The organism is Actinacidiphila polyblastidii (assembly GCF_036353415.1).
GTDB lineage: Bacteria > Actinomycetota > Actinomycetes > Streptomycetales > Streptomycetaceae > Actinacidiphila > Actinacidiphila polyblastidii.
Genome location: NZ_JAZEWV010000033.1, coordinates 65,144 through 74,217, shown reverse-complemented (window position 1 = coordinate 74,217; position 9,074 = coordinate 65,144). Strand labels below are relative to the sequence as shown.

Here is a 9,074-nt window from a genome sequence, read left to right as displayed (position 1 = left end):
CCCCCTCCCCCCGCGGCCGCGGCCCGGCCCGGCGGCGCCCCCCCGCGGGGCCCCCCCCACCCCCAGGCGGTACGCGCCGCGATCGGCGTCACCGGCCAGTTCTCCGCCGTCGACGGCCTGATCACCGGTGAGGAGAACATGCTCCTGATGGCGGACCTGCACCACCTGCCCAAGGCCGAAGGCCGCCGGGTCGCCGCCGAGCTGCTGGAACGCTTCGACCTCACCGACGCGGCGCGCCAACCCGCCGCCACCTACTCCGGCGGCATGAAACGCCGCCTGGACATCGCGATGACCCTGGTGGGCGACCCGCGGATCATCTTCCTCGACGAGCCCACCACCGGACTGGACCCGCGCTCCCGCCACACCATGTGGCAGATCATCCGCGACCTCGTCACCGGCGGCGTCACCGTCCTGCTCACCACCCAGTACCTCGAAGAGGCCGACGAGCTGGCCGACCGCATCGCCGTCCTGCACGACGGCACGATCGCCGCCGAGGGCACCGCGGAGGAGCTCAAACGCCTCGTCCCCGGCGGCCACGTCCGCCTCCGCTTCACCGACCCCGACGCCTACCGGACCGCTTGCGCCGCACCGGCCCGCACCGCACTGCCCGCGGCCACCCGTAACGACGAGGCCATGACCCTGCTGTTCCCCAGCGACGGCAGCCAGCGCCAACTGCGCGTACTCCTGGACGAGTTGGACGCCGCCGGCATCCAGGCCGACGAGTTGACCGTGCACACCCCCGACCTCGACGACGTCTTCTTCGCCCTCACCGCCTCCGGCGTCCCCGCCCAGGCCGACCAGACCGCCTCGTCCAAGGAGACCGTGCGATGAGCACCCTGTCCCTCGCCGTCCGCGACTCGTCCACCATGCTCCGCCGCAATCTGCTGCACGCCCGCCGCTACCCCTCGCTGACCCTGAACCTCCTGCTCACCCCGGTCATGCTCCTGCTGCTCTTCGTGTACATCTTCGGCGACACCATGAGCGGCGGCGCCGGCCGCTCCGCCTACGTCTCCTACGTCGTCCCCGGCGTCCTGCTGATGACCGTCGGCAGCACCGTCATCGGCGCCGCGGTCTCCGTGGCCACCGACATGTCGGAGGGCATCGTCGCCCGCTTCCGCACCATGGCGATCCACCGCGGCTCGGTCCTCATCGGGCACGTCGTCGGCAGCGTCCTGCAGTCGGTCGCCAGCGTGCTCCTGGTCGGGGCGATCGCCGTGGCCATCGGCTTCCGGTCCACCGACGCCACCGCCCTGGAGTGGCTGGCCGCCTTCGGGCTGCTCGTGCTCTTCGCCCTGGCGCTCACCTGGATCGCCGTCGGCATGGGCATGGCCAGCCCGAACGCCGAGGCCGCCAGCAACAGCGCGATGCCCCTGATCCTGCTGCCGCTCATCTCCAGCGCGTTCACCCCGATCCACTCCATGCCGGGCTGGTTCCAGCCGATCGCGGAGTACCAGCCCTTCACCCCCGCCATCGAGACGCTGCGCGGCCTGCTGCTCGGCAGCCACATCGGCCACAACGGATGGCTGGCCGTCGGCTGGTGCCTCGTCCTGACCGTGCTCGGCTACCGCTGGTCGGCCGCGACCTTCGACCGCGACCCGGGGTGACGCACGGGACCGGCCGGGTACCGTGGCCTGCATGCCCCTTTCCGACCTCGTCCGGCTGCGGCAGGCACGCGACCGGATGGATCGCGAGTACGCGGAGCCGCTCGACGTGACGGCGCTGGCGCGCGGGGCCCTGATGTCGCCCGGCCACTTCTCGCGCAGCTTCAGGGCCGCGTACGGCGAGACCCCGTACAGCTATCTCATGACGCGCCGGATCGAGCGGGCGAAGGCACTGCTGCAGCGGGGCGACCTGTCCGTGACGGACGTGTGCATGGCGGTCGGCTGCACCTCGCTGGGATCGTTCAGCTCGCGGTTCACCGAACTGGTCGGGGAGACGCCGAGCGCGTACCGGGCCCGCGACCACGGCGACGCGGCGGCCGTCCCGGCGTGCGTCGCCAAGGTGCACACCCGGCCCACCCGAGCCGCTCGGCCCGACCGCCCCGACCGGAGCGACCCGAGCGGGGGGACGACGTCCGCCGCGCATCCGTAGCGGCCGCCGGGTCCAGGGGTCAGGCGGCCAGGTGGGCGCGGGCCGCGTCGTCCCAGCGGCCGTACCCGAAGGGCGCGATCGCCGCTCAGTCGTCGTCCTCGCCGCGACCCGCGGTGATCGCCTCCAGCGCCTCGCCGGCGGGCCCGAACCACGGCTCGCCCTGCCGCAGCCGCGCCGCCGCCCGCCGGTCCTCCCCCGCGATCGCGATGCCGACGGCCATGGCGCTCGGCGTGACGAGCACCAGGCGGCCGGCGCGCGCGGGGCGGTCCGCCGCGGCATCGCGGGGCGCCGCGGAGCCGCCGGTACCGCGCAGGTCCAGCCGCACCAGCCGGCGGTGCGCGGACAGCCCACCGAGATCGCCGAGGTACGCGGAGTCCTGCATCGGCCCGCCGGGAAGGCAGATCAGCGGCGGTCCCTCGCCGCACTCGTGGTACGCGAGCAGCGTCCCGTCGTACGCGGAGAAGGAGGGCATGCGGCCGACTGTCCCAGCGGGCGCCGCCGCCCGGCAACGGGATTGCGCGGCGGCGCGGCGGTGAGGTTGCGTGGATGGGTGGACCACAGCGGTGACCTGGTGCGGCGGGAGGACCCGGCATGACGGAGACAGGGACGGCGACAGGAACGGCAACCGAGCCTGAGGCGGCCGAGCGGGAGCGTGTGGCGGCCTTCCGGGCGGCCGCCGGCGTGGAGCAACTGGTCGACGTCCACACGCACTTCATGCCGGCGAGCGTGCTGGACAAGGTGTGGGCGTACTTCGACGCCGCGGGACCGCTCGTCGCGCGCCCCTGGCCGATCACCTACCGGGCTGACGAGGAGCGCCGCCTGGAGGTGCTGCGGGGGTTCGGGGTCCGCGCGTTCACCTCGATGCTGTACCCGCACAAGCCCGGGATGGCGCGCTGGCTCAACGACTGGGCCGCCGACTTCGCCGCCCGCACGCCCGACTGCCTGCACACCGCGACCTTCCACGCCGAACCGTCCGCGCTCGACGACGTGCGGCGCGCCCTCGACCAGGGCGCCCGGGTGTTCAAGTGCCATCTGCAAGTCGGCGGTTACGACCCGAACGACCCGCTGCTCGACGCGGTGTGGGGCCTGCTGGCCGAGCGCTCCGTGCCGGTGGTCACGCACTGCGGCTCCGGCCCGGTGCCCGGCCCGTTCACCGGCCCCGGGCCGGTCGGCGCGCTGCTCGCCCGCCACCCCCGGCTGCGCCTGGTCGTCGCACACCTCGGGATGCCGGAGTACGAGGACTTCCTCGCCCTCGCCGAGCGGCACGAGCGGGTGATGCTCGACACCACCATGGCGTTCACCGCCTTCTCCGAGTCCGCCGCGCCCTTCCCGCGCGCCGCGCTCCCCCGCCTCGCCGCCCTCGGCGACCGCGTGCTGCTCGGCACCGACTTCCCCAACATCCCCTACCCGTACGGAGACGCGCTCGCGGCGCTGGAGCGTACCGGCCTCGGCGCGGCATGGCTGCGGGCGGTCTGCCACGACAACGCGGCGCGCCTGTTCGGCCTCTGAGCCGAAACCCGCTGCCGAGGCCGCGGGTCCCGCGGCTAGGGTCGGCAGGTGATCGCACACACGTACCCGCGCAAGCCCCGTCCCGGAGACCGCGTGGCGGTCCTCTCGCCCTCCTCAGGTCTGCCCGGACTGCTGCCGCTGCCCTACGAGTTGGGCGTGCGGCGACTGCGCGAGGACTTCGGGGTCGAGGTCGTGGAGTACCCGACGACGCGGCGGATGGGCGCGAGTGCGCGCGACCGCGCCGCCGACCTGCACGCGGCCTTCGCCGACCCGACCGTGAAAGCGGTGATCGCCAGCATCGGCGGCGACGACCAGATCACCGTACTGCCGCACCTGGACGCGGAGTTGCTGCGGACGAACCCCAAGCCGTTCTTCGGCTACAGCGACAACACCAACCTGCTCGCGTACCTGTGGAACCTCGGCGTCGTCGGCTACCACGGCGGTTCCGCGATGGTCGAGCTGGGCCGGCCGGGGGCCATGCACCCGCTGACCGCCGAGTCGCTGCGCGCCGCGCTGTTCGGCTCGGGGCCGTACGAACTGACCGCGCCCAAGGAGTCGGGGGACGTCAACCGCCCCTGGCAGGAACCGGAAACCTTCACCGCCGAGCCCGAGATGGCGGCGGCCGAGGGCTGGTGGTGGCACCAGGGCGACCGCGTGGTCGAGGGCACCGGGTGGGGCGGCAACCTGGAGATCCTCTCCTGGCTCCTGATGGCCGACCGCGAGATCCGGCCGGTGGAGGAGTACCGCGGCGGCGTGCTCTTCCTGGAGACCTCCGAGGAGATGCCGCCGGCCGCCGAGGTCTACCGCATCCTGCGCTGCATGGGCGAGCGCGGCCTGCTCCGGCAGTTCCCCGCGCTGATGGTGGCGCGCGCCAAGGCGTGGTCCTTCGAGCGCCCGCTCGACGCGCCCGGCAAGGAGCGCTACCGCCGCGAGCAGCGCGAGGCGGTGCTGCGCGCGCTGGGCGAGTACGCGCCCGGCACGATGGCCGTCTTCGACGTCGACTTCGGGCACACCGACCCGCAGCTCGTCATCCCGTACGGGGGGCGCATCCGCGTCGACGGCCGGGAGCGGAGGATCACCGTCACGTACTGAGTCCGCCGCCGCGGCCCCGGTCTCGGTCTCGGCCGTGACCTCGTGCTTGACCTTGACCTTGGGGCAAGCCGCAGCATCGGCAGGGCCGGGCCGCGCATCGAGCGGACCGGCTCGACGAGGACGGGACCCGAGACCGGGGCCCGAGGCCCGACACCGGGACCGAGATCGAGACCGAGGCCCGCGCACCGTACCGGAGGAGCCGCCCCATGGACCGGATGAGCATCGGCGCCTTCGCCCGCGCGTCCCGCCTGTCACCGAAGGCGCTGCGGCTCTACGACGACCTCGGGCTGCTCACGCCCGCGCACGTCGACCCGCGCTCCGGCTACCGGTTCTACGAGCCGGGGCAGTTGGAGCGGGCCCGGCTGGTCGCGTGGCTGCGGCGGCTCGGCATGCCGCTCGCCGGCATCCGGGAGGTCTGCGCGCTGGACGCCCGCGACGCCGCGGGCGAGGTCCGCGCCTACTGGGCGCGGACCGAGACCGACCACAGCGCACGGCGTGACCTGGCCGCCTTCCTCGTCGACCACCTCGCACGGAAGGACACCGACATGACCGGCAACTCCACCCCGCTCGCGATCCGTTACGCCGCGCTCTCCGACAGGGGCCTGGTCCGCGCACACAACCAGGACGCCGCCTACGCGGGCGAACGGCTGCTCGCCGTCGCCGACGGCTTCGGCTCCCGGGGCGCCGACGCCGCGAGCGCGGCGCTGGCCGTCCTCCAGGAGCTGGAGGCCCGGCAGAGCGGCGCCGCCGAGCCCGGCACCGGCATCCCGGCCGCAGGTCTGCTCAACGTGCTGGAGGACGCGGTCGCCCGCGCCGGCCTCGCGGTCCGCGGTCTCGGCGACCCGGCACCGGAGAACCGGGCGGACGCCGGGGCGCAGGCGGGGCCCGGGGATCAGGCGGCGGGCACGACGCTCACGGCGATGCTCTGGACAGGGTCGCAGCTCGCCCTCGTCCACATCGGCGACTCCCGTGCGTACCTGCTGCGCGACGGCGGACTCTTCCAGATCACCCATGACCACACGCTCGTGCAGACCATGATCGACGAGGGGCGCCTCACCCCCGAGGAGGCGCTCTCGCACCCGCAACGCTCCCTGCTCGTCCGCGCGCTGGGTGCGGACGACCGCTCGCGGGGGGTGGAGGAGCCCGAACTCCGGCTCCACGACGCGCTGCCCGGCGACCGCTGGCTGCTGTGCTCCGACGGCCTGTCGAGCGTGGTGCCGGCCGCCGAACTGCGCCGTGCGCTCACCGCGGCCACCGCTCCCGACCAGGCGGTTCGCACCCTGGTCGGGCTCGCGAACGACGCCGGCGGCCCCGACAACGTCGCCTGCGTCGTCGCGGACGTCCTGCACCCGTAGGCGCGGCGGCCGGACGTCGGGAGGGCGGCGGGAGGGCGGCTGTGGGCCGGTGCGGGGCCCCCTTGACACGCGATGGCGGCCCGCAGAGTCTGGGGCGGGCGCCACCGCGTGTGTCGGGGGGCGCCCGATTCCCCTGCGCCACCGCACCGTTGAGCACCGTTGATTGCCGTTGGTCCCCCTTGAACACTGTTGAGCACCTTTGACCCCTGTTGCCGCCGCCGTTGGGCGACCGCCGAGGAGGAGCGAGATGCGCGGGCCAGACGCGTACCCGACCGTGTCAGGTGTCGCGGCGGCCGCCCGCATCCTCACCCAGCGGCACCCGGACCTGTGCAGGATGCGGCTGGCCGGGGAGTCGCGCGCCGGGCGTCCGCTGTGGCTGCTGTCGGTGGGGCACGGCAGCCGCCACGTCCTGGTGGTGGCGGGCCCGCACCCCGACGAGCAGGCCGGCGGCGCCACCGCCCTGTGGCTCGCCGAGCAGGCGGTGCACGACCGTCAGCGGCTCAAGGACGACGACCTGACCTTCGACCTGCTGCTGTGCCTCGACCCGGACGGAACCGTGCTCAACGAGACCGGCCCGGCCGGACCGCGGCCGCCCGCCGTCCACTACCGGCACACCTTCCGTCCCGCCGCGGACGAACAGCCCGAGTGGGCGGGCTCGTTCCGCGCGCCGGGTGACGAACTCCCGGAGACCTACGCGCTGCTGGCCGTCGTGGACGAGCTGCGGCCGGTGCTGCAGTGCTCCCTGCACGGTACGGACGTCGGCGGCAGTTGGGTGCAGCTCACCACCGATCTGCCGGGGCTGGCCGAGCCGTTCGGCAAGTACGCCGCCGAACTCGACATTCCCGTGCAGACCGGCACCTACGACGCGCTGTTCTGGCCCACCTCGGGCCCCGGCGTCTTCGTGCTGCCCACCGGTGGGGCGCAGGAACGGTTCGCCAGCGAGCCCGAGAACGCCGAAGGCTCCACCTGGTCCCGCCCGCACCGCTACGGCGGGCTCACCGCCGTCGTCGAAGTGCCCATGTGGGCCAGCCGCACGGTCGCCGACCCGGCGCCGCACCCGAACCCGGCGCACGCCCTGAGCGTGCTCGCGGGACGGCTGCGCAAGGACGGCGCTGCCGCCGACGCGGCGCTGGAGCAGGCGCGGCCGCTGCTCGCCCGGTCCGGAACTCCCGCCACGAGCCCGCTGCTGCGCGGCGTCGAGCAGGCGGCCGGGGCGTTCGCCGGGCTCGCCGACGACTTCGAAACGCTCTGCGGGCAGGCGCCCTGCACCCTCACCATGGCCCACCTGGCCGCCCTCGACATCGCCGGCCGCCGCATCGCGCTGCGGGCGGCCGGCATGCTGCTGCGGCTGGTCGACGAGGGGTGTCCCGAGGAGGCGGCGGACAGCGAGGCGGCGCGCCTGAGGTCGCGCCTGGAGCGGCGGCTCGACGCGGGATCGCGCGACCTGCTGACGCTCGCGGACGCGAAGTGGGTGCCGGTGGCGGATCAGGTGGAGTTGCAGGCGCGTACGGTGCTGGCGGCGGTGGACCGCCTGCCCTGAGCGGGCGGGCGCGGGGTGCGGGGGTGCGGCGGGGTGCGGGTGTGCCCGGGAGGGTTCAGCCGGCGGATGCGCGCGGCCCGCAGGCGGGGCAGTCGGGGCGGCGCGGGTGGCGTTCGAGGACGGGATCGCCGAGCGCCATGAGGTTGACGCCGTAGCGGAAGCCGGGCTCCATCCGCGGCACGCCGGTGAGCAGGGCGAGCGCCGCGTGGGCGACGAGCGTGCCGGACAGGCCCGCGGTCACCGCGCTCGCGGGGTTCCACGGCATCCGGGGGGAGGCCGCCTCCTCGCTCTGCCCCGGGCCGAGCCGCAGGTCGCGCCGCTCCTCCTCGCCGGCCCTCTGGCACTCCCAGCACGCGCCGGCGCCCGGCACGTGGACGCCGGCGGTGACCAGCGGCCCGCGGTATCCGCCCTCCACCCAGGGCGTGCCCAGCGCCAGGCACACCCGGTTCGCCCAGCGGCGTATCTCCGGCGGCCGGTCGGCGCCGAGCACCAGCACGTCATACGGTCCCGGCGCCGACCCGAGCAGGTCCGCGAGGTCGCCGGTGCCGCGGATCTCGCGGCGCTCGCCGGTGACCGTCACATCGGAGTTCAGCGCGCGCAGCACGGTCAGCGCGGCATCCGCCTTCGGCCGCCCGATGTCCGCCTCGGAGTACAGCAACTGCCGGTTGAGATTGGACAGTTCCACCACGTCGGGGTCGACCGCGTGCACGTGTCCGACGCCGGAGGCCACCAGCATCTGGGCGGCGGCGCCTCCGGTGCCGCCGATGCCGAGGACGACCACCCGGGCCCGGCGTAATCGCAACTGGGCGTTCCAGGCGCTCGACCGCGGACTGAGGTCCATCCAGCGCAGCAGCGCGACGCCGCGACCGTGCCTGACCCGGTCGCGCTCGCCGAGCCCGGCGGGCAACTGGGCCGCCGCGTCGTCCACGAACCCCGCCGCCCGCAGGTCCGCCATCGCCGACCGCACGGTGTCGCAGGACACCGCCGGGTGCCGCACGGTCACCGCCGCCGCGATCTGCGCGGTGGTCCTGCTGCCGTCCATCGCCTCGGTGAGCGTCCAGATCCAGCCGTCGGGGTCCTCGATCTCCGCGCCGATGCCGTAGATGACGCTGCCGACCCTGACGTTGCCGTCCACCGTGCGGTACGCGCGGTGCTCCGGCTTGATCCGCGGCCGCAGCAACTCCGCTGCGTCGGCGCCGGGCACCGTGTCGGACTCCGCCATGCAAGCCCCCTCGTCGGCTCTTTCACCCCTCCGGCCCCGCACGTCCCGTACGGTCCCGCCGGCGCGGCGCGGCCACTCCTGGGTCAGCCGTGCCCCTTGACACTGTCGCCCCGCCGCCGCAGCCTGACAAGGCGTGGGGCAACCGGTGGTAACCCGCCAACTACCCTGCGCCGAAACCGACTTGGACAGAGAGGAGATCTCGTGGCAACCACGATCGTCATCCGCCCACTGGACAAGAAGGAGACCACCGGCGCCAGCAACTCCA

The 9,074-nt window shown here is 74.4% G+C and carries 8 protein-coding genes and 1 pseudogene; 7 read left to right on the top strand and 2 right to left on the bottom strand.

Features of this window, described 5'->3' with window-relative positions; genetic code table 11:
• The 3 genes from V2S66_RS27805 to V2S66_RS27795 all read left to right on the top strand — a co-directional run.
• On the top strand, positions 1–831 hold an 831-nt coding region (locus tag V2S66_RS27805; RefSeq protein WP_330799457.1), incomplete at its 5' end, for an ATP-binding cassette domain-containing protein.
• Entirely contained in the window at positions 828–1,604 is a 777-nt protein-coding gene (locus V2S66_RS27800; RefSeq protein WP_330799456.1) for an ABC transporter permease, read from the top strand. The genes V2S66_RS27805 and V2S66_RS27800, both read left to right, overlap by 4 nt.
• A 31-nt stretch (positions 1,605–1,635) precedes the next feature.
• Positions 1,636–2,091, top strand: a complete 456-nt coding sequence (locus tag V2S66_RS27795) for a helix-turn-helix transcriptional regulator (RefSeq protein WP_330799455.1) — start codon at positions 1,636–1,638, stop codon at positions 2,089–2,091.
• 22 nt (positions 2,092–2,113) lie between these two features.
• Here the strand turns inward: V2S66_RS27795 and V2S66_RS27790 are convergent.
• Positions 2,114–2,563 (bottom strand): annotated as a pseudogene (locus V2S66_RS27790) (alpha/beta fold hydrolase); the annotation flags it as partial.
• Between the two features lie 119 nt (positions 2,564–2,682).
• On the opposite strand from V2S66_RS27790, the gene V2S66_RS27785 reads away from it, so the two are divergent.
• The 4 genes from V2S66_RS27785 (at position 2,683) to V2S66_RS27770 (ending at position 7,587) form a co-directional block, all read left to right on the top strand.
• On the top strand, positions 2,683–3,600 hold the full coding sequence (locus tag V2S66_RS27785) for an amidohydrolase family protein (protein ID WP_330799454.1): 918 nt from the start codon (positions 2,683–2,685) through the stop codon (positions 3,598–3,600).
• Positions 3,601–3,648: 48 nt separating this feature from the next.
• Positions 3,649–4,692 (top strand): S66 family peptidase, encoded by a 1,044-nt coding sequence (locus tag V2S66_RS27780; protein ID WP_330799453.1) that lies wholly within the window; start codon positions 3,649–3,651, stop codon positions 4,690–4,692.
• A 206-nt stretch (positions 4,693–4,898) separates the two neighbouring features.
• Complete coding sequence (locus tag V2S66_RS27775) at positions 4,899–6,047, top strand: MerR family transcriptional regulator (protein ID WP_330799452.1); 1,149 nt, start codon at positions 4,899–4,901, stop codon at positions 6,045–6,047.
• A 247-nt stretch (positions 6,048–6,294) separates the two neighbouring features.
• Entirely contained in the window at positions 6,295–7,587 is a 1,293-nt protein-coding gene (locus V2S66_RS27770) for a M14 family zinc carboxypeptidase (RefSeq protein ID WP_330799451.1), read from the top strand.
• Positions 7,588–7,642: 55 nt separating this feature from the next.
• Here V2S66_RS27770 and V2S66_RS27765 read toward each other — a convergent pair whose 3' ends face one another.
• On the bottom strand, positions 7,643–8,809 hold the full coding sequence (locus V2S66_RS27765; protein ID WP_330799450.1) for a HesA/MoeB/ThiF family protein: 1,167 nt from the start codon (positions 8,807–8,809) through the stop codon (positions 7,643–7,645).
• Positions 8,810–9,074 lie beyond the last annotated feature (265 nt).

Bases quoted from the DNA above. Each gene is read 5' to 3' on its own strand.
- V2S66_RS27800 (WP_330799456.1), top strand. From the start codon at position 828: ATGAGCACCCTGTCCCTCGCCGTCCGCGACTCGTCCACCATGCTCCGC.
- V2S66_RS27795 (WP_330799455.1), top strand. From the start codon at position 1,636: ATGCCCCTTTCCGACCTCGTCCGGCTGCGGCAGGCACGCGACCGGATG.
- V2S66_RS27785 (WP_330799454.1), top strand. From the start codon at position 2,683: ATGACGGAGACAGGGACGGCGACAGGAACGGCAACCGAGCCTGAGGCG.
- V2S66_RS27775 (WP_330799452.1), top strand. From the start codon at position 4,899: ATGGACCGGATGAGCATCGGCGCCTTCGCCCGCGCGTCCCGCCTGTCA.
- V2S66_RS27770 (WP_330799451.1), top strand. From the start codon at position 6,295: ATGCGCGGGCCAGACGCGTACCCGACCGTGTCAGGTGTCGCGGCGGCC.
- V2S66_RS27765 (WP_330799450.1), bottom strand. From the start codon at position 8,809: ATGGCGGAGTCCGACACGGTGCCCGGCGCCGACGCAGCGGAGTTGCTG.